The organism is Herbaspirillum frisingense GSF30, assembly GCF_000300975.2.
Taxonomy (GTDB): domain Bacteria; phylum Pseudomonadota; class Gammaproteobacteria; order Burkholderiales; family Burkholderiaceae_D; genus Herbaspirillum; species Herbaspirillum frisingense.
The window spans coordinates 247,198-267,253 of the sequence record NZ_AEEC02000001.1 but is presented as its reverse complement, the minus strand read 5'-3'; the positions used below and the strand labels follow the sequence as shown (position 1 = coordinate 267,253).

The following is a 20,056-nucleotide window of genomic DNA, read 5'->3' as shown; positions in this document are numbered from 1 at the left end:
TTCAGCCATATTTAAGGGATAATTGGCTCTCACAGGAAGCGAGATGGGGATTGGAAACGGTTATCGCCCCAAGGCATCATTCGCATTTTTGGATAGGACAAATATAAAAGCCGCTTGGATCTCGTCACTGCCACAAATGCGTTTCTCTGCTCTTCTTCAAGAGCCTTTCCCTTCGCACGATAATCTGGGAACACACCCTCACACATTCCAGCGATAAACACGACGTCAAATTCCAGGCCTTTGGAAGAATGCACAGTCAGCAGAGCTACCCCCTCTTTTTGGGAGTGCTGAGTAGCCCCAAGTGCCTTGCTGCTCATAAACCCGACCAAAGTCCGGCCTGTGCTGCTTGCTCTTAGATATTGATCCCACTCCTGCTCGAAGACAGCGACATCTTCATAGATTGCCCGCCTCGAATTTTCATCCAGTGAATCGGCATGGCTTCGCAAAGATGAGAACGCTGGCATGAGATCCAAGCGGTCAGAGCTATTCACAATCGCTCTGACGGCGTGCACGATAGGAAGAGCATTCTTATTGCCCGACATGGTCGCCATGCCATCGAGAGCACCGAGCGAATCAAGGGTGCTTTCAGGATCAGACACCTTCCATTTTTTTGCGAGAGCCGCAAAGTGCAGCCGATCTTTCGGATTTGCGACTACTCTGAGGGCCAACTGAAATTCATCGACCGTTTCAGATTCGTTTTCGTGATTCGATGTCACGCGTCGGAAGAATGGGATGTTTCGTGATTGAAGTTCTGCTTCAATTTTCAGCAGCACAAACCGGTTTCTGCCCAAAATGGCACAACTCGACGGAGTAATTTTTCCCTCTACGTCTGTGTGTCCATTCGCAAACAGGAAACTCATTTTTTCAACGATCTTCTTAGCCTCGTCTTCTTCGTCATTCCCTACAATAATCTGCAACTCCCCTGGAATTGGGATCTGTGCCTCCACCAGGTAGTTGGAGTCGAGTTTCCTGGCCATCGATACAACGGCTTGGGAAGAACGGAAATTTTCGGTGAGGTTGATCTTCTTCGCTGCGAAATCGGTCTCGAAGCGGTACATGTATTCGGGGCTGGATGTGTTGAAGCCGTAAATCGATTGCTTCGGATCTCCGACCAGCATCACATTTTTAAGATGATCTCCACACAAAGCACAAATCACAGCATATTGGGCCTCGTTCAAATCTTGGGCTTCGTCTATACAGACAAAGTTGTAGAGCCGCCGATAGAAATCAGCGAGCTTGGGATTTTCACTCAGTAGTTTGTATGTCAGCAAAAGCAAGTCGTCAAAATCGTAAGCATGACAGGCCCTCAATCCAGCGTCGTATGCCTGAATCACCCGCCTCGTCAACTCCTCTTCAATGACCGCATACGTAATCGGATGTGCCTTCACCCGAGAGATCATTTGAAGCCATTCGTCAACGCGTTTCCCTCGTTCCTTCGGATCGACGGTCTGATTTAGCTCCTCGTCCAAGTAGGGATCTTCTTTGATGGCTTTCAGGAGAATCTCTTTGCGGTCTTTGAACTGCTCGAAGATGTTTGGCGTACCTTCCACTCCAACGAATTTCCCACGCTCAGCAAGCATCTCCAAACAAAAACCGTGAATGGTCCCGATGAAGGCTCTCTGCCGCTCACTTCCGAGATCAGACAATCGGTCACGCATCTCCTCAGCGGCTTTATTGGTGAACGTCAACGCCAAAACCCGGAAGTGCCCTGGCACCTCGGTAAGCAAAGTCCGCACACGCTCCGTCAACACCCGAGTCTTTCCCGAACCTGGTCCAGCCACGACAACGAGAGCCCCTTCTACGTGCTTGACCACCTCCATTTGTTGAGGAGAAAGGCGTGGTGTCGTTGAAGTGCTCATTATTTCTTCTCTCTTATGTGTAGACCGTGATCGCGACTGATCACTTCAAATAGCGAACGAATCTCTTCTGGGAAGCGTCTTCCCTCGTCTTCTAATCCAGAAATCGCTTTTGCAACGGGCTTCGAGACTCTGGTCTTGGACAGGGCCATTGCATCCGCCGCCGCCCTCAGACGGGCACCATCGGACTCATAATCGCGATTACCTCTTCCCTTTGGATACGCTTTACCATGATGTTTCTTCATGAACTCATCAAGATAATTTTTTCGTTCGCTCATTTCGTCCAGGGCTATTTCTATCTCAGCAAGGTATCCCTCGCTAACCAACTTGGTTTCAAAATTATGCCCATTGGGGAATATGACGATGTTTTTAGAGTCATTGATAGCCGGAGCATCTGCTTTTTTTAAAGCGTCCTCCAAATCTGAGACCGGCTTTGCCTCACCGTCGCCGATAATATACCAAGGAATTCCTAGGCTTTTGGCCAACCAAATGAAGGGGAAATAGTCTGTCCCGTTCGCTCGGACAAAACTGAAACCCAGCTCATGAATAGTTGCTTCCCAATAGGCCTCTGCCCAGATAGGAAGGGCCTGCTCTTCTGTTTGTCCCTCGAACAAAATAACCGCCCTTGCAAACAGAATGTCTCCCCGAGATTCAATCACCGTCTCTTGGAGTTTCCTCTTGTCGTCTAACTTGGTCAGTTTCGTTAAGTCAAGCCGAGTGCAAGACGTTTCCCCGCCGTTCTTGATGAACAGCCTCAGATCCTCCAATTGGGCTTGCCCCGCAAAATAAGGGGAATGAGTGCTGACCACCCGTTGTCCGGAAATGTCTTTGATATGAGAAAACAGTGAGCGTTGTGCTTGGGGGTGAAGGTGGGATTCGGGCTCTTCGAGGCCAAGAAGGGAGTGAATTTTGTCTCCACTTGCAACAACCCGAGTATTCCTCCACGAGGCGAAGGCTCGGAAGACCAACAAAGACGCCAGGCTTCTGGTACCCATGCCGTGGCGAGCCAACGGAAAAGCCTGTGCCCCCGACGTGGAAAAAGACACGTCAATCCCTCGCGACAAATCTCGCAATTTCCGGGCTACGGGAGAGATATCAATCCCGGCACTGTCTGCGGCCACGACGACTTGTAAATCAGCCAGGCTATCTTTGAGATGTTTCAGCACCTCACTCTTATCCACGATTTGTTGATTGATCGAAGAGAGCGTTTCTTCCAATTCGGCGATGTCTGCTTCGTCCAGACCAAGTTCATCGGTCATTCGACGCCAGAAAGAGCCCTGCTTCCGCAAATCTTCATCCAGATCGCGTTTTGCATCGATGTAGTGAAATGCCAAAGGTTCGAGCAAAGAGGCCGTGACATTTCGATCATGCACTTCTGTCGTCAACCAGTCGGCAAACGGCCTCCATTCCTTCAAGGCTTTACGCTCAACGACGTAATCTGCTTTGGCGATGCTCCAAGCCATCGTGACACGTAAAGCGATGAACTCGTTAAATTCGTCATCGAAAGCAAACAAGCTCCCCCACAGAGACGTCCAAAAACTTCCGGCTGGGAATTTATCAATAACCTCCCCGTCATCTCCCACAGGACGTACCCGAACATCCACCGTAATCTGGCGATCTTTCGGGGGCAATGCCTCACCTTTCGCGAGCCTCACATCCTCGCTCGAAAAGGTCTTTCTGCCCGCTCCGACAGCGGTATATAAGGCGTCTAGAAAACTGGTTTTCCCGGCATTATTCGCACCGATCAATACCGTGAGATCACCGAGCTCGACCTCAATATTCGTGAGCGACCTGAAATTGCTGACGCGAACGTCCGTAATTGCGACGCCGCTCTCGATTGCGTAAATTGTCATCCTTCCCCTGTCTTTCTTCAAACTGAACGAGTTATTTTGTACTTTTCGCTCAATGTTTTTTGACGTAACCAAATAATAAAACAATGGGGAAAATCTAGACGAAAAAAAACCCGCAAGGTCGACTTGCGGGTTTTTTATATCCAATCAGTTTACGGAAGAACACTCATATTCGTTGCTACAACTGCGGTAAATCCTGCTACAAACTTCTTGAAGGTAATGCCAAAACCAAGACCTTTTTTCTTCATGCTCATCTCCCCATCGACAGTGAATTGTGTATCCAGCTTTGTGACTTTCGAACGTCCCCCAACTTTGACGCCTGAGGATTGCTCGCCGACATTGCGAGGATTTGATGGAGCTACTTCCAACTTTTTCTGCTCACTACGTGCCACCGTATTCTGAGTGCTCGCTACTTCCGGGCCATTTTCCGTAAACTGACTGGATGGAATTGGAGCGGCAGGACTAAATTCCGGGTGGCAACGGAATTACACTAGTCCATATTGTCATTCTAACACAAGTCTCATGGATCTGGCCGAAGGAGAAGAAGATGATAAATCCTTCCTCCCATCAACTTTTGAGTGATGTAAAAAGGCTAAAAGACACTATTTCTCTACTACATTTGCCGCGCCACAATTTTGACCGTAATTGCGGCCACTCCCCCTGCTCGCCTACATGAAATCGCAATTTTGGGGAGATTGCATATGGGAGAAAAATAGATGTCAGGCTTTTTGCTTATTGCAGGCTTAACAGCGATTGTTTTTATGTGGTTGAAACGGTCAGGAAAAATTTTCCATGCGACCGGAGCAAGCAGCAGTATCTGGCAAGAGCTCATTCAACAACACGGATTACATCTTGATCAACAGTACCGCAACATAATAGGGCTCGACACCAATGCCCAGAAAATGCTGATCTACTCTGCTGGAAAGCCTTTCGTTCTCAATACTTACGATGTCACAGGTGTTGAAACTAATTGGAACACGGTAACGACCCGGAATGGATGGGGGATGATCAGGCAGAAAGACACTCACAACCGCCTCTTCATTAAGACCCGTTCAATGACGGACCCACGCGTCGAAGTACGCTTTCATTCGAAGGAAGAGATGGACAATTGGTATCAACGCCTGAGTGTCATGTTCAATCTGCGTTAATTCTTTGCTGATTCCCCATAAAAAATGCCTGGATTTTCCAGGCATTTTTTATGGCTCTTTATACTTACTCACTCAGGAAGGCCCCAGTTTCTCTCTGGATCATTCCCTCTGTTCTCGGCATAGCGGCTTGGCTTTTCATATACGAAGGGTGTGCCATCATTCTTTGTACCACTGTATTTAATTGCATAGTCGAAATTTTTACGTGAATTGCTGTAATGCTTGCTCACGTATTTCGTGACCTTGATTCCGCCAACGACCAATTCAGAAAATCCGATTCCTATCTTTTTATGATGGAAAAACAGTTGATCTAAAAAAGTGTATGAAAAATCAGAATCACTGATCGAATCCAGATCTTCAAATTTCTTGATCACTACCTCACGTTTCAGTCGCTCCGTCTCGACCCGTAGTTTTCGAAGATCTGAAAAAGTCTGACCTTCGCTCGCATACGCAATCAAAACCTCTGAAACGGGGCCTGCCTTTCCCTTGATCGGAAGGATGTTCTCTTCGTAAAGCCTGATAAGCAATCCGGCCCCCTTAGGGCTGATGGTGCTAGCACTGAACCCGTCATTGTGAATCAGCTCATTCAGGTCATCCTCTGAAAAACTGAGAGAGCCCGCAGAGACGACATATGGTTTAACAGACTTCTTCTTTGCAAACAAATGGTGATCAATTGCTTCCCCCTGCCAAACTGAGATGAGTTGGCGGGCTTTAATCGGTTGAACACCGGGAAGGTAATCCATCGCGTCACGAAACTTCATTTCCCTCATTTACGCCTCTATCTTGCTTTGTGATTCCATCTGAATTTTCTCCCTCGTTTCGACCAAAAAACCTCTGCTGCTTCAAGGGATCAAAGGAAGAGCCAATTCTGCGATTTGCTTGACGTCGCCAAACGATAGATGATCGATCAATGCGATCTTCTTCTTGATTCCGTTAAGGGAAGTTCCCATTACCACTCCTTTTCGGCGATCCGGATCAATCCAGAATCTGTCGTGGAATTCGTCGGTAATCACGTCGTTAATTTTCACGGCCGAAAGTTGCTGCTTCAAAACCGCGTGCATCTTTCCTTTTTTGGAGATGCTCTTTCCATTCGTGAAGAACGTCACGCTTTCAAGATCACTCGAAATCTCGGCCATCATTCTTCCGAACAAAGAAACGCAATCTGGATCTTCTGAGTAAAAGTACGGATCGATGACTAGGAGATCCTTGACTCCGTTGAGGCTCTTGATAAATCCAAGAATTACTTCCTCAATCTCGTCCACATGAATTCCAGGATGAAGCACCGCATCGCAGGTGAGTGAGAAATGAAAGAGGGACGAAATGCCGTTTTTCGAAATGTACGCTCGCAATATGTCTCTAATTGCAGCTTCATCCATTCGAGTGCAAGCGAAGTCCCGACTACTCACCGTTCCATATTTGTAGAGGTCTTTAAAGAAATCTCCAATGCCACGATCTTCGTTCAGACACTTAACGTAAACAATGTTTGAATCCATTTTCGTCGCCCTCTTTTTCTCGTAATGTAACCATCCTGGTATGAAGTACCACTTCGTATTTGCGGCATCAATGCCCCATACTCCGCCAATCCAGACGACCTTCCTGCCGACAGAAAGTCTCTAAATCAGGATATCTCATAAGTACGCCCAAGCATGGGGCCTGTACATAATTTTGTGTAAACGGATTATTGGCAGGAAACTGTCGCCTTGTCCGGAGCCACAATGAGTAAAAAGAAACACGACGTACCCGAAGAACTACTGGCTGGTTTGCTAGCCAATTACAAGAATCCCGAGGATTTGATAGGCGAAGTAGGCCTGTTGAAACATCTGACCAAGGTGTTGGTGGAGCGGGCGCTGGAAGCCGAGCTGAGCGAGCACCTCGGTCATGGAAAGCATGAGAGCGTTGCCAATGACACAGGCAATACTCGAAACGGCAAGAGTCGCAAGACGCTCAAGGGCGAATTTGGCGAGCTGCCGATTGAAATTCCCCGTGACCGTCATGGCAGCTTCGAACCGAAGCTAGTGACCAAGCATCAGACGCGTTGGGCGGGATTCGACGACAAGATTATTTCGCTGTATGCCCGAGGCATGACGGTCCGAGAGATTCAGGCACACTTGGAAGAGATGTACGGTACCGAGGTTTCGCCGAGCCTGATTTCGTCGGTTACTGACGCCGTCGTCGACGAGGTCAAGGCATGGCAAGCCCGGCCATTGAACCCACTTTACCCCATCGTTTATCTGGACTGCATCCATGTCAAAGTACGTGAGGGAACGGTGCGCGTAAAAGCCGTCTACCTGGCTATTGGCATCACCATGGACGGCGAGAAGGAAGTGCTGGGGCTGTGGCTGGCGCAAACGGAAGGTGCCAAATTCTGGCTCCAGGTCGTCACCGAGCTTCGCAATCTTGGCGTGCAGGATATCTTCATCGCTTGCGTTGACGGCTTGAAGGGCTTCCCGGATGCCATCGAAGCCGTGTTCCCGAAGACTACAGTGCAACTGTGCATCGTCCACATGGTTCGATACAGTCTGAACTACGTCTGGTGGAAACGGCGCCCGGAAGTCGCTGCGGACCTACGATTAATTTACCAGTCGGCCACCGCCGAAGAGGCAGAACTTCGACTCGGTGAATTTGAAGAGAAATGGGATGCGGAGTATCTACCTATCGGCCAATCCTGGCGGCGCAACTGGCCTCGCTTGATTCCGTTCTTCGACTATCCGCCGGAAATTCGCAAGGTCATCTACACGACCAACGCCATCGAATCGGTCAACATGAGTTTGCGCAAGCTGACCAAGAACCGGGGCTCGTTCCCCAGCGACGAGGCACTGGTTAAACTCTTCTTCCTGGCCCTGCGCAACATCAGTAAAAAGTGGACGCTGCCCATCAGCGATTGGAAAGCTGCACTGACTCGGTTTACTATCCAGTTCGGTGAACGTATCTCTACGAATTAAACGAAATCCCGTTTACACAAAAATTCGGTCACGCCCATCCTTCAATGAAAACAAGAAGATAGGTCTAATAGCATGAATATCCCGTCAGGTCTTGAACCATGGTCTTGGGTCGCTGGAATCGTCGGTGCCGGAATTGCGGCCCTTGCTTTGGTCGTCCAAATAACCCAATCGAAGAAAAAGAAGAAGAAAATTTCTGAGAAAATCCCGTCCCATTCCGTACAACAGACAGCTGGAAATAATAGTGTTCAAATCGGTTCTGTCTCTGGAAGCAACACCATCACCAACAACATAAATCATAACTACATGTTGGTGCATTCCCAAAACAAACCAGTCGATATTCCCGGGCGATGGAATCTTGATGATGCGAAGAGAATTTGTCTAGATCATTTAGAAAGTGCCGATTGGAAGACACTGGCATCTGATATGGATCCCCCTTTTGACCATGATTTTGTTGGCCAATTTTTCCAAACCTACAAACTCAAAGAAGAAATTGTTCTCGTATTCAGTACCATCACTGTGGACTTGGCCTGCCACGCCTGTGCTCCGTACCTTAGCTTCTTTGAATTCGTGAAATTAGAGGATGGCTGGAACCTAAAAATCTACGACATCGCCGCGTATAAAGCTGGCTCTTGGGGTAAGCCGCCAGATTTAAGGATCAAGGTCATTGGCGAAGAGAAGTATGCCGTCGTTATGGAATATGGCGACATGGCCCAGGGATGGACCGTCACCATTACCTCTATACATGCACGCGTGGGCGACTCGTTTAAAGAGATTTTCAATCTACTGACAGGCCAAGGATATCCGGAAGGTAATGGCTGGACAGGACTTATATCTATCATTCCCACGACGATGGGTTTTCATGACATTGAGGTACGCAGAGAGGGGGTTCCAGGGCCAGAGAATCTGATGTTTCTAGACTCTGCCAATGACTTCAAGGCTGACGTCGCTGATTATGATGGGAAAGTGAGAGCATCCGATACCTTTAAGTTCGATGGCCAACGTTATAGAAGAGAGTCCCCTATTTCATCGTATCGATAATGAGTCGATGCAATTCGGAACATCGTCTTCATCTCAACGTATCACGAGATTCATTCCTGTCATTTTCTCAACCATCGCCAAATGATATTTTTCAAGCCATTTGTATTTGGGGAGAATTCGCTCGTTATTTGAAAATTCAAGAATCTTCTGTTGGATGATCTCGCCGTGTTTTTTAAGCAAATAAGAATCTAGCCCCAAGTAATTTAGCGAAGAAACATTATCCTCTCCCCGATAAATCATCGGATGCTCTTCCAATTCAAAGCCTCTAAATTGGGGCAGCAAATCGAGAACACTTTTATCGACAACAACACGGGGATACTTCGCTTCCATCTCTTCCAAATGAACTGCTCGTGGCACCGCTGGCCCCAGGATGGCACGCTCATTGATGAAGAGGTTTCCTATCGTCACACCACCTCGGATGGGGAGTTCAGACAAGAGGAAAATCATCTTGATCTGCTGGATGACCTCATGAAGAAAATAGCCTACCCACTCCTTTGTGCTGATAGTAGGCGTTGCCTCAATTGGTATGGCAGCAAAGATGTTATCGCTGAAAGTCTTAACGACAGTTTTCTTGCCGTGACGAATTCCGTTCAGTCGATTCTCGAAATCTAGAATGCACTGCAAAAATTCTTCGGCGGTCTCTTTATCTGTATCGGCGTTAGAGAAAATAGTCGCTCCTCCCAAAACGTCCAGATAGACGCAAATGTGAGGCTCAAAATTAATTTCCATGTATTGGTTTTCTTTTCAATGTAGATATCTTCTGTCCATTGAGCCCCATCACCGCAGCCCGTTTTTACTTTTCTTTTTTCCGCTGTTCTCGCCGTGCGATGATCTTTTCTCGACGAATTCGAAGTGCTGTGGATTTGCGATTATGCTGGTCGAATTGACCTCGCACGCATTTCAGTTCGGACAAATCCAAGCCGTCGTACACAAATTTCGGAATGCCCTCCTCCATTAACTCCCTCAACGTATAACGGTCGGGGGCATACACCTGGCTCACATGACTGAATTCATGTCCGGCTAACTGGCATCGCATCTCAATGCCGACCTTGTTCTTTTTCATCACCTGCAAAGCGGTCGAACGGAAAGAGTGAAAGGTGGGATTGCGAGATTCATCGCCCAACGTTTTGGCGACGTGTCGTCCCCATGCATTCCCTACGGCGTTCCCCTTTTCGCCTTCAATCGTGATCCCAATACCAGGAAATAACTCCGGTCCGATATCCAACGCTCGGACATCCTCAACGTATTCCAGCAGCCCCAGTTCGATCAAAACCGGATGGAGAGGAATCGTACGAATTCCCGCAGCACTCTTCACGCTCTTGTCATCGTCTTCCAGAATATTGATCGACAGGCCGTGAATTCCGTCCTCAAACAGGAAGTCGGAAAGCAGCAGCTGAGCAATCTCCCGCCGACGTGCCCCGGTGAACAGAGAAATCAACGGTGGCCAGAAGTGATGTGGAAGCTTCGGACTGAATTGCTTGGGATTGAACAGTTTCTGCAACTGATTGAGCGTATAAGGCGGATTCGCTCGCTCCGCCCGGCTGCGACGTACTTTTTTACTGACGAGGGCTTGCTGGGCAGTGGGAAGCCGCTGTTCGCTAGGGAAATAGCCCTTGTTTTGTGCCCACATCAAAAGCTTATTCAGAACCGACGTGTAATTATCGACTGACCGCTGATCCAGCCCTTTCTGGCCTTTTCGCTTGCCTGCTTCTACTTCCCGTTCAGTCAAAAGGTAATGGATGAAGCGATTGATCGTTTCTCGTGTGATTTGGGACAGATCAACGTCCTCTTTCAGCCAGGCTTGAAAATGGTCGAACATCCGCTGATTCGCTTTGGCCGTACGAGAGGTCCCCCACGTTGCCCCTGTCATTTGCACCGCATATTCCTGCCAGCGAAGCGATAACGTATTGCCGGGTATCGCAGGCCGAGCTAGGACTGCCTCAGAGGGCTCTCGGGGCGTAATTTGAGGGGATTTAGCAGACCACTTCAACGAAGCCGCAAATTGCCTTAATTCTTCGTCCTGACGCTAAATATAAGCTGCTGCCTCGGGAGATAACGGTTGCTGCGGGTGAGCGTGGTGATATTGCTGAACGATTCCAGCAATCTTTTGAATATTCTGATCGTCTACTGCTTTGAAAGCCGCCAACTCGTCGGGATCGGTCGATTCGGCTTCGACAGTAAACGAGTGATGCACGCCGTTAGGGAGCGTCACCGCCTGAATTGATTTGAGTTCTTGCAAGTCTCCGGCATCGGCCTTAGCAAGAAGATCGTGAATGTTAGGCGGCTGACTCATGACGCCTCCCAAACTTGCGAAAAGGTCGAGAGCTTGTATTGCCAATGGCCGAGCAAACCGCATGGCGTCACGCAGGTTGCGTGTGTGAAGAGAACGCTTGATTTCCCCTTGCTCATCGAACTTTCCCCGAAGTGTCTTTGGTACAACTATACGGAAAAAGAAGATGCCGTGTCGAGAGCGTTGAATGTAGGTTGGAATACGCATTAGAGAGGTCGAATGGACCACCCCAATGGATCACCGAGGGAAAGGGGAAAAGAAAAAGCCCTGTTCGTAGAACAGGGCTTTTAATTGGCGGAGTGGACGGGGCTCTCCTACACATGCGCAGGCCGCGGAATCGCTTGCAAGCGATTCCCTTCTCGCCCCGCCGGGAGCCGCGCAGGCGGCTCCCTCCACTCCGCAGGTTTTTGCTGCGCAAAAACAAAAACGCCCCGTTCTTACGAACGGGGCGTTTTATTTGGCGGAGCGGACGGGGCTCGAACCCGCGACCCCCGGCGTGACAGGCCGGTATTCTAACCAACTGAACTACCACTCCTAAAACCGTTTCAGCTGTCTTTGCTTGCTGAAAGAACGCTATTATAGGAGAGCTTTTTTCAAAAAGCTAGCCCCTCTTCATAAAATTGCGAAATATTTTACGGTCAGGCTCACGCCTTGAATTTGCCTTCGAATGCCAGCTTCGACAGCGGTTCGCGCGGGCTGGGGACTTCGCGGGCTTGCAGGCCTTCCGGCAGGACGGACTTGTCGCCCAGCTTGCCGATGACGACCATGGCTTCCACCGAAAATTCGGCCGGTACGTTCAGTTCGGTACGGGCCTTGTCCTTGTCGAAACCGGCCATGCCGTGGGCATGCCAGCCGGACAGCGAGGCTTGCAGGGCCAGGTAGCCCCAGGCCGAGCCGGTGTCGAAGGAGTGGGTCGGGGCCGGGACGACTTCGGTCGCGCCAGGGGGCAGCATGACGGTACGCGACAGCACAACGATCAGGGCCGACGCGTTGGCGCACCAGGATCGGTTGAATTCGTTGAGCAGGCCCAGCAGGCTGTCCCATGCAGGAGTGCCACGACGGGCGTAGACGAAGCGCCAGGGCTGGGCATTGTAGGCGGAGGGCGCCCAGCGGGCGGCTTCCAGGAAGGTCAGTACGGTTTCTTCGGCAATCTCGGCGCCGTTGTAGGCGCGGGGGGACCAGCGGTTCAGGAATTGCGGATCGATGGGGTAGTCGGCGTTACGCGGATTGGCGGACATGCTCTTTTCCTGTGAAGTTGTTTTTGAGGGATGAATTCAGGCAGCAGGCATATTAGCAGCGCCGCCTTTTTCGTGCAGGGCAGCAAAGGGGGTGGCGGCTGCATGGCCGCGCCAGCCATAAAAAAACCCGCGCACCTTGCGGCGGCGGGTTAAATCCAATTCTCAGGGGTGATGAATTGGAGGGGGAGGAACTTCAGAATAACGATGCTCTCTTCCCGCCTCCAAGCTTTTTACACGCTGTAACATTCGTTGCAATTCTGCAGTGGACTGTGGGGAATCTGTCAGGAATGGCACCCGCGCCATCCCTGTCCCCATCGGTGCCACACCTACTTGCCGATACAGAAGCGCGAGAAGATCACGCCCAGCAGGTCATCCGGCGTGAACTTGCCGGTGATGCTGGACAGGCGCTCCTGCGCCAGCCGCAACTCTTCGGCGAACAGGTCCAGCGCGTGCTCGCCGGCCTCGTTGTCCAGTGCCGCATGGGCCGCGGCCTGGGCCAGGTGCTCATCGGCCGCCTTCAAGGCCAGCAGGTGACGCTCACGTGCCAGGTAGCGCGATTCCACCGTCTGCTGCCAGCCGGCGATGCGCAGCAGTTCGCCGCGCAGCAACTCCACGCCCTGCCCTTCGGCCGCCGACAGGTAGACATGGGTGGCGTCGGGCATCTGGTCCACTGCGGGCTTGTGGCCGGAGCGGTCGATCTTGTTCCAGATGCGGATGATCGGCACGCCCTCGGGGAAACGGGCGGTGATATTTTCGTCTTCCAGTGTCGGTCCACGGTCGGCATCCAGCATGTGCAGGATGACATCGGCCTTGGCCACCTCGGCCCAGGTGCGTTCGATGCCGATGCGCTCGACCTCGTCGGGGCCGCTGCCATCGGCGCCAGCCTCGCGGATACCAGCGGTGTCGATGATGTTCAGCGGCATGCCTTCGATCTGGATGGTCTGGGTCACCTTGTCGCGGGTGGTACCGGCGATGGGGGTGACGATGGCCACGTCCGAACCGGCCAGGACATTGAGCAGCGAGGATTTGCCGACATTGGGCTTGCCCGCCAGCACGGCGTTGAGCCCGTCGCGCAGCAGGGCGCCCTGGGCGGCATGGCGGAAGACATCTTCCAGCGTGCTGCGGATGGTGGCCAGTTGACCACGCGCATCACTCTGCTTGAGGAAGTCGATCTCTTCCTCGGGGAAGTCCAGCGTGGCCTCCACCAGCATGCGCAGCCGGGTGACCTGATCGACCAGTTCATGGATCACCTTGGAAAAAGCGCCGGAGAGCGACTCCGAGGCCGACTTGGCAGCCGCCTCGGTGGTGGCTTCGATCAGGTCGGCCACGGCCTCGGCCTGGGCCAGGTCGATCTTGTCGTTGAGGAAGGCGCGCTGGGTGAATTCACCCGGTTCGGCCAGGCGCAGGCCGATCTCGGCGCCGGCCTGGACGCAGCGTGCCAGCAACATCTGCATCACCACCGGGCCACCGTGGCCCTGCAGTTCGAGCACGTCTTCGCCGGTGTAGGAATGCGGGCCCGGGAAATGGATCGCCAGACCCTGATCGATGGCGCTGCCGTCCTCGTTGAGGAAAGGCAGGTAGGTGGCGTGGCGCGGCGCCAGGCTGTCGCGCCCGCATACCGCGCGGATCACCGGTGCCAGGTTCTTGCCGGAAATGCGGACCACGCCGATGCCGCCGCGTCCGGGTGCGGTGGCGATGGCGGCAATGGGAGAAGAATCGAAAGTCATCTGCGTCTACTTGTTGTTGTGTGATCAAAACACGCCGGATCCCCCCTTCGGGCCGGCGGCAGGGTCAATGTTAAACCCGACGGGAGCGTAAGACCGAAAAAAAACCCGTGGAATCCACGGGTTTTTCCTTTGATGGCCTGCAGGAACCAGCTTTACTTGGTCTTGCCGCTCTCGATATTGCGGGTGATCACCCATTGCTGCGCGATCGACAGGATGTTGTTGGTCACCCAGTACAGCACCAGGCCGGACGGGAAGAAGAAGAACATGAACGAGAACACCAGCGGCATGAACATCATCACCTTGGCCTGCACCGGATCCGGCGGGGTCGGGTTCAGCTTGGTCTGCAGGAACATCGAGGCAGCCATGATGATGGGCAGCAGGCCGATAGGCATGTTGAAGTAGGGGATGGTGCCGAACAGGCGGTCCGGTGCGGTCAGGTCATGCACCCAGCCCAGCCACGGCGCGCCACGCATTTCCACCGATGCCAGCAGCACCGAGTACAGCGCGATGAACACCGGGATCTGGATCACGATGGGCAGGCAGCCACCCAGCGGGTTGATCTTCTCGGTCTTGTAGAGCGCCATCATCTCGCGGTTCATGGCCTGCGGATCACCCTTGTGGCGTTCGCGGATGGATTGCATCTTGGGCGAGACCGCCTTCATCTTGGCCATGCTGCGATAGCTGGCAGCCGACAGCGGGAAGAACACCAGCTTGATCAGCACCGTCAGCAGGATGATGGTCCAACCCCAGTTGCCCACCAGGTTGTGGATGTGGGTCATCAGCCAGAAGATGGGCTCGGCGATCACGGTCAGGTGACCGTAGTCACGCACCAGGTCCAGGCCCGGGGCGATGGCCTGCAGGGTCTTGGAGACGGTGGGGCCGGAGTACAGCTGGCTGTCCATGGTCACGCTGGCGTTGGGCGCCACGGTACCCAGCGGCAGGATGGAACCGACCGCATACAGGTTGTCGCCAACCTTTTTGCTGAAGACGTCGCGCTGGGCCTTCTCCGGCGGAATGAAGGCCGAGACGAAGTAGTGCTGCACCATCGCGATCCAGCCGTTGTCGGCCTTGTTCACGTGCTGCTGCTTGCCATTGGCGATCTTCTCGAAGTCCAGCTTTTCGAAGTGTTCGCTGTCGCTGTAGACGGCCGGCCCGGTGAAGGTGCTGTAGAAGTGCGACTCGCCGCCCGGCTTGTTGCCGTCGCGCACCAGTTGCAGGTACAGCGAGGGATTGATGGCCGCGCCGGTGGCGTTGGTCACCGTGTGCTTGACGTCGATCAGGTAGCTGTCGCGCTTGAAGGTGTAGGTCTTGGTCAGCTTCACGCCACCCTGGTCGGCCACCAGCACCAGCTGCACTTCATTGCCGTTGTCCAGCGAACGCGGACCCGGCTGGGCGGTGAAGATGGTCTTGTGGTTGGGGAAGGGGCCGCCGATCAGGCCCGACTCGGCCAGGTACATATGGCCGGGCTCGGAATCGAAGAGCACCACGTTCTTGGTCGGATCGACCACGTCCGGCTGCTTGAGCAGTTCCAGGCGCTTCAGTTCGCCACCGACGGTGTCGATGCTGGCCTTCACCAGATCGGTCGTGATGGTGATGGTTTCGCCCTTGGTCGCCACGGCATTGCCGTCCGCGCCCGGCACTGCGCCAGGGGTACCGGCAGCGGCCGGAGCCGGCGTACCTGCCTGCGGGACAGGCGAACCGGTCGGGCTGGCGGTGGGTGCGGCCGGATTGGCGGCGGCTTGCTCCTGAGTCGGGGTGGCCGACGGGAAGAACATCGACTGATGTCCGTTATGGCGCATCCAGCTATCCCAGAGCAGCAGCAGGGAGAAGGAGAATACAACCCACAGGACGGTACGTTTGATATCCATATGCGTATTGATGAGTTCAGGAGTGGCTGCAACCGTCAGCGGCCACAGGGGGAGAAACCCGCGCAGCCGGGGGCTGCGACGAAGTATTCGGAAAATCGGGAGAAGACGCGGAAGACTGGCTCATCGCATGCACCCGCGCTTCGGCCGAACCCGGCACGAAATCCAGTCCGCCGGCATGCCAGGGATGGCATTTGCACAGGCGCTTGCCGGCCAGGAAGCTACCCTTGAGCGCGCCATGTACGCGCACCGCCTCGGCGGCGTAGTCGGAACAGCTGGGATAGAAACGGCAATTCTGCCCCAGGAACGGGCTTACTCCCAGCTTGTAGGCACGTAACAGCAGGAGCAAAGGCGTTTTCATCACTTCCTATTTCCTGGCAAATGCCGGCGCGTTCGGCAAGAAGGCGAACAACTGCAGCAACTCGGCCCGCAGAATGGCCTTGACGCTGGCGCTGCGGGCCGGATCCTTGCGTGTATTGACCGGGCGCGACAGGCGCACGATGCAATCCACGGCGGGCAATTCGGCCTGGCGGAACAGCTCGCGCGTGGCACGCTTGATCGTATTGCGGGTCACGGCACGCGGCGCGAGCCGCTTGGCCGCGACCACGCCAAGGCGGGCCTGCGGCAGGCTGTTACGGCGCGCATACAACACGAAGTGCTCGGTACGATACACGGGGCGCAAACGAAAAACGGATGAAAACTCATCCGTTTTAACGATTCGCCGATCGCGTGGGAAGTCGCCTGCTTGACGTGCTGGAAGCGGTGAGCGGACGTCCGTCACTCGAAACGGCAGCGCAATGCCCTGGCTTAAACAGCAGCCAGACGCTTGCGGCCCTTGGCGCGACGGGCGTTGATCACGGCACGGCCGCCACGGGTTGCCATACGGGCACGGAAACCATGGGTACGCTTGCGACGCACGACGGAAGGTTGGTAAGTACGTTTCATGTTGGACTCGCTAAGTTGGGCTGCCTTGGAGCAAACAGCAAAAATAAATCGGAATTCTGGAACCGCTTTCGGTGTGCCTGTTCCGCATCACCGATGCCCTGCCGCCATATAAGCCGGCAGCCCCTGCATCGCTGACACCATTTGTTGGCCTCTGTCGCTGGCGGCCTGGCTTACCGGGGTAATCGGGCGACCTGCAACTGAAACAGCACTGCGACGGCACCGCGCGCAATTCTTCAGATGGTGAACCCTGAATTAGACTGCATTTTCTACTTAGCTGTCAATGACTTATGCGCTTTTGAGGCTGCTGATGACAAGCAACGGCCGAGTTCGCCACAGGAACGTGGCGGATTTGCCTCGTCGACTGCAAGACAGGAAGGAAGTTGCCATAGCGACATGATTTTATCTGCTGCTGCCATGCTGCCGCGCTGGCCCTGCAATTCTGCCAACGCATGGAGCCCATGCGTGCGCCTCATGTTCAACTGCGAAAATCATCTAAAGCATTTCACAGCGCCGTACTGGCCCAAGGGATGAGGCAGAACAGCAACACCCCAGGCTTGCGACCGGCCTCGTTACAAAAAAGATGGTGGCTCCACGCCGCTGGTAGAAATAAGTCATACCGGGCTGGCACGATTCCAGCTATAAGGAGCTAGGGGTAGTCATCAGTGTGCAAATCGCACCGCAACCAGGAGACGACAAACACAGGCGGGAACGCCTGCCAATCTGACCAGGCGGATATTGTCTGCCGGTTTTCTCCCGACGGCCATCAGGGTTTTTACGATGGCACGCTGCGCGAAAATAGCGCACCGTGAGGTCAACCGCTGCAGCAATCCGCACATTGAAAGAGCATGGACAGAAGCTTGCTTCGCAAATAGCGCGTAAGAATGGCGCGAAGGGATCGTTCTCATCAGATGGATCGTTTTCACCATGACTTCCGGCAGTTCAGAAAATCTTCGCATCAGATGAACCATGCCGGTCACAATGGATCACTACCTGGAAGCAAAAGACGAAGTAAAAAAGGACTAGAATAAAAAACAGAACTGAAAAGTTCTTCGCATCACGCTGTAGACGCTACGGCTTTCAAAGAACACACCGGCAATGACGCTTTTCCGAGTCACCGACGCGTTCTTCGATAACCGCAGATGGCAAGTCCAGACATATGAATCTGTTTCGTACTTTTTTGAGAGCGACGGAGGTGGTATGGATATCTACAGCAGCTTTGCAAGCCGGTTCGACAAGACCAGAGAAGAAGAATTATCGCTTGAAGAGTATCTGAATCTTTGCAAGAACGACCCGGCAGTCTATGCATCGGCTGCCGAACGGATGCTGATGGCCATCGGCGAGCCGGAGAAGGTCGACACCCGCGAAGATCCGCGCCTCTCGCGCATCTTCGCCAACAAGGTCATCAAGGTCTATCCCGCCTTCAAGGAGTTCTACGGCGCGGAAGAAGTGATCGAGCAAGTGGTTTCCTATTTCCGCCATGCCGCCCAGGGCCTGGAAGAGAAGAAGCAGATTCTCTACCTGCTGGGTCCGGTGGGCGGCGGCAAGTCCTCCATCGCCGAGCGCCTGAAGCAGCTCATGGAGCAGGTGCCCTTCTATTCCATCAAGGGTTCGCCGGTCAATGAATCGCCGCTGGGCCTGTTCGATTATGACGAGGATGGCGCCATCCTGGAGGAACAGTACGGCATCCCGCGCCGCTACCTCAAGCCCATCCTGAGCCCCTGGGCCGTCAAGCGCCTGCACGAGTACAACGGCGACATCCGCCAGTTCCGCGTGGTCAAGCGCTACCCGTCGATCCTGCGCCAGATCGGTATTTCCAAGACCGAGCCGGGCGACGAGAATAACCAGGACATCTCGACCCTGGTGGGCAAGGTCGATATCCGCAAGCTGGAACAGTATTCACAGGACGATGCCGACGCCTACAGCTATTCGGGCGGACTGTGCCTGTCCAACCAGGGCCTGCTGGAATTCGTGGAAATGTTCAAGGCGCCCATCAAGGTCCTGCACCCGCTGCTGACGGCAACCCAGGAAGGCAACTTCAAGGGCACCGAAGGCTTTGGCGCGATTCCCTTCGATGGCGTCATCCTGGCCCACTCCAACGAATCGGAGTGGAAGGCCTTCCGCAACAACAAGAACAACGAAGCGCTGCTGGACCGTATCTTCATCGTCAAGGTGCCGTATTGCCTGCGCGTGTCCGAAGAAATCAAGATCTATGAAAAACTGATTCGCAGCTCTTCGCTGGCCAAGGCCACTTGCGCGCCGGGCACGCTGAAGATGATGGCGCAGTTCTCGGTGCTCACCCGCCTGAAGGAGCCGGAAAACTCCAGCCTCTTCTCCAAGATGCAGGTCTACGACGGCGAGAACCTGAAGGACACCGACCCCAAGGCCAAGTCCTATCAGGAGTACCGCGACTATGCCGGTGTCGATGAGGGCATGAACGGTATCTCCACCCGCTTCGCCTTCAAGATTCTGTCGCGGGTGTTCAACTTCGATACCACCGAGGTCGCGGCCAATCCGGTGCACCTGATGTATGTGCTGGAACAGCAGATCGAGCGTGAGCAGTTCCCGCAGGAAGCCGAGCAGAAATACCTCTCCTTCGTGAAGGACACGCTGGCCTCGCGCTATGCCGAATTCATCGGCAAGGAAATCCAGACCGCCTACCTGGAGTCGTACTCGGAATATGGTCAGAACGTCTTCGATCGTTACGTGACCTATGCCGACTTCTGGATCCAGGACCAGGAATACCGCGATCACGATACCGGCGAGAGCTTCGACCGCGCCGCCCTGAATGCGGAACTGGAAAAGATCGAGAAGCCGGCCGGCATCAGCAATCCCAAGGACTTCCGCAACGAGATCGTCAACTTCGTACTGCGCGCCCGGGTCAACAACGGTGGCAAGAACCCGCTGTGGACCAGCTACGAAAAACTGCGCGTGGTGATCGAGAAGAAGATGTTCTCCAACACCGAAGACCTGTTGCCGGTGATCTCCTTCAATGCCAAGGGCTCCACCGAGGAAATGCAGAAACACGAAGACTTCGTCAATCGCATGGTCAGCAAGGGGTACACGCCCAAGCAGGTGCGCCTGCTGTGCGAATGGTACCTGCGCGTGCGCAAGTCCTCGTAAGCGCCGCTGTTGCGCATCGTCCGCGGCATGCGTGGCGATG

18 protein-coding genes and 1 tRNA gene are annotated in these 20,056 nt (G+C 53.6%); 4 read left to right on the top strand and 15 right to left on the bottom strand.

Features of this window, described 5'->3' with window-relative positions; all coding sequences use genetic code 11:
• Nucleotides 1-29 precede the first annotated feature (29 nt).
• From HFRIS_RS01215 to HFRIS_RS25120, 3 genes are all read right to left on the bottom strand, one after another.
• Nucleotides 30-1,859, bottom strand: coding sequence for an ATP-dependent helicase (locus HFRIS_RS01215; RefSeq protein WP_152486601.1), 1,830 nt, complete (start codon nt 1,857-1,859; stop codon nt 30-32).
• On the bottom strand, nt 1,859-3,709 hold the full coding sequence (locus HFRIS_RS01210) for an ATP-dependent nuclease (protein WP_006461374.1): 1,851 nt from the start codon (nt 3,707-3,709) through the stop codon (nt 1,859-1,861). The genes HFRIS_RS01215 and HFRIS_RS01210 overlap by 1 nt, the downstream gene beginning before the upstream one ends.
• Before the next feature lie 149 nt (nt 3,710-3,858).
• Nucleotides 3,859-4,074, bottom strand: a complete 216-nt coding sequence (locus tag HFRIS_RS25120) for a hypothetical protein (protein ID WP_152486600.1) — start codon at nt 4,072-4,074, stop codon at nt 3,859-3,861.
• Between the two features lie 348 nt (nt 4,075-4,422).
• Between HFRIS_RS25120 and HFRIS_RS01205 the strand changes: the two genes are divergently transcribed.
• Nucleotides 4,423-4,854, top strand: coding sequence for a hypothetical protein (locus tag HFRIS_RS01205; RefSeq protein WP_006461373.1), 432 nt, complete (start codon nt 4,423-4,425; stop codon nt 4,852-4,854).
• A gap of 68 nt (nt 4,855-4,922) precedes the next feature.
• Here the strand turns inward: HFRIS_RS01205 and HFRIS_RS01200 are convergent, their stop codons facing one another.
• Nucleotides 4,923-5,612 carry a hypothetical protein gene (locus HFRIS_RS01200; protein ID WP_152486599.1) on the bottom strand — a complete coding sequence of 230 codons (690 nt, stop codon included), beginning with the start codon at nt 5,610-5,612 and terminating at the stop codon, nt 4,923-4,925.
• Between the two features lie 81 nt (nt 5,613-5,693).
• Complete coding sequence (locus tag HFRIS_RS01195) at nt 5,694-6,344, bottom strand: hypothetical protein (RefSeq protein ID WP_006461371.1); 651 nt, start codon at nt 6,342-6,344, stop codon at nt 5,694-5,696.
• Nucleotides 6,345-6,566: 222 nt separating this feature from the next.
• On the opposite strand from HFRIS_RS01195, the gene HFRIS_RS01190 reads away from it, so the two are divergent.
• Together HFRIS_RS01190 and HFRIS_RS25115 are read left to right on the top strand one after the other, a co-directional pair.
• Nucleotides 6,567-7,793: an IS256 family transposase gene (locus HFRIS_RS01190; RefSeq protein WP_006461370.1), complete on the top strand. Its 1,227-nt coding sequence runs from the start codon at nt 6,567-6,569 to the stop codon at nt 7,791-7,793.
• 72 nt (nt 7,794-7,865) lie between these two features.
• Complete coding sequence (locus tag HFRIS_RS25115) at nt 7,866-8,831, top strand: hypothetical protein (protein WP_152486598.1); 966 nt, start codon at nt 7,866-7,868, stop codon at nt 8,829-8,831.
• A gap of 33 nt (nt 8,832-8,864) precedes the next feature.
• Here the strand turns inward: HFRIS_RS25115 and HFRIS_RS01180 are convergent, their stop codons facing one another.
• From HFRIS_RS01180 to rpmH, 10 genes are all read right to left on the bottom strand, one after another.
• Nucleotides 8,865-9,560, bottom strand: coding sequence for a hypothetical protein (locus HFRIS_RS01180; protein ID WP_006461368.1), 696 nt, complete (start codon nt 9,558-9,560; stop codon nt 8,865-8,867).
• Nucleotides 9,561-9,624: 64 nt separating this feature from the next.
• Nucleotides 9,625-10,701 carry a site-specific integrase gene (locus HFRIS_RS01175; protein WP_006461367.1) on the bottom strand — a complete coding sequence of 359 codons (1,077 nt, stop codon included), beginning with the start codon at nt 10,699-10,701 and terminating at the stop codon, nt 9,625-9,627.
• Between the two features lie 156 nt (nt 10,702-10,857).
• Entirely contained in the window at nt 10,858-11,328 is a 471-nt protein-coding gene (locus HFRIS_RS01170; protein ID WP_152486596.1) for a DUF6538 domain-containing protein, read from the bottom strand.
• 251 nt (nt 11,329-11,579) lie between these two features.
• Nucleotides 11,580-11,656: transfer RNA gene (locus HFRIS_RS01165), tRNA-Asp, on the bottom strand.
• Between the two features lie 109 nt (nt 11,657-11,765).
• The gene (locus tag HFRIS_RS01160; RefSeq protein WP_006461365.1) at nt 11,766-12,359 is read right to left on the bottom strand and encodes a nitroreductase family protein; all 594 of its coding nucleotides are present in this window, start codon (nt 12,357-12,359) and stop codon (nt 11,766-11,768) included.
• A gap of 326 nt (nt 12,360-12,685) precedes the next feature.
• Nucleotides 12,686-14,086 (bottom strand): tRNA uridine-5-carboxymethylaminomethyl(34) synthesis GTPase MnmE, encoded by a 1,401-nt coding sequence (gene mnmE, locus HFRIS_RS01155; protein ID WP_006461364.1) that lies wholly within the window; start codon nt 14,084-14,086, stop codon nt 12,686-12,688.
• A 152-nt stretch (nt 14,087-14,238) separates the two neighbouring features.
• Nucleotides 14,239-15,954: a membrane protein insertase YidC gene (yidC, locus tag HFRIS_RS01150; protein ID WP_006461363.1), complete on the bottom strand. Its 1,716-nt coding sequence runs from the start codon at nt 15,952-15,954 to the stop codon at nt 14,239-14,241.
• Nucleotides 15,955-15,970: 16 nt separating this feature from the next.
• Nucleotides 15,971-16,312 (bottom strand): membrane protein insertion efficiency factor YidD, encoded by a 342-nt coding sequence (gene yidD / locus HFRIS_RS24650; protein ID WP_077236227.1) that lies wholly within the window; start codon nt 16,310-16,312, stop codon nt 15,971-15,973.
• Between the two features lie 6 nt (nt 16,313-16,318).
• Complete coding sequence (rnpA, locus tag HFRIS_RS01140) at nt 16,319-16,732, bottom strand: ribonuclease P protein component (RefSeq protein WP_081626806.1); 414 nt, start codon at nt 16,730-16,732, stop codon at nt 16,319-16,321.
• A gap of 26 nt (nt 16,733-16,758) precedes the next feature.
• Nucleotides 16,759-16,896 carry a 50S ribosomal protein L34 gene (rpmH, locus tag HFRIS_RS01135; protein WP_006461360.1) on the bottom strand — a complete coding sequence of 46 codons (138 nt, stop codon included), beginning with the start codon at nt 16,894-16,896 and terminating at the stop codon, nt 16,759-16,761.
• Between the two features lie 1,197 nt (nt 16,897-18,093).
• Here rpmH and HFRIS_RS01130 point away from each other — a divergent pair.
• Nucleotides 18,094-20,016, top strand: a complete 1,923-nt coding sequence (locus tag HFRIS_RS01130) for a PrkA family serine protein kinase (protein ID WP_006461359.1) — start codon at nt 18,094-18,096, stop codon at nt 20,014-20,016.
• The last annotated feature ends 40 nt before the right edge of the window (nt 20,017-20,056 follow it).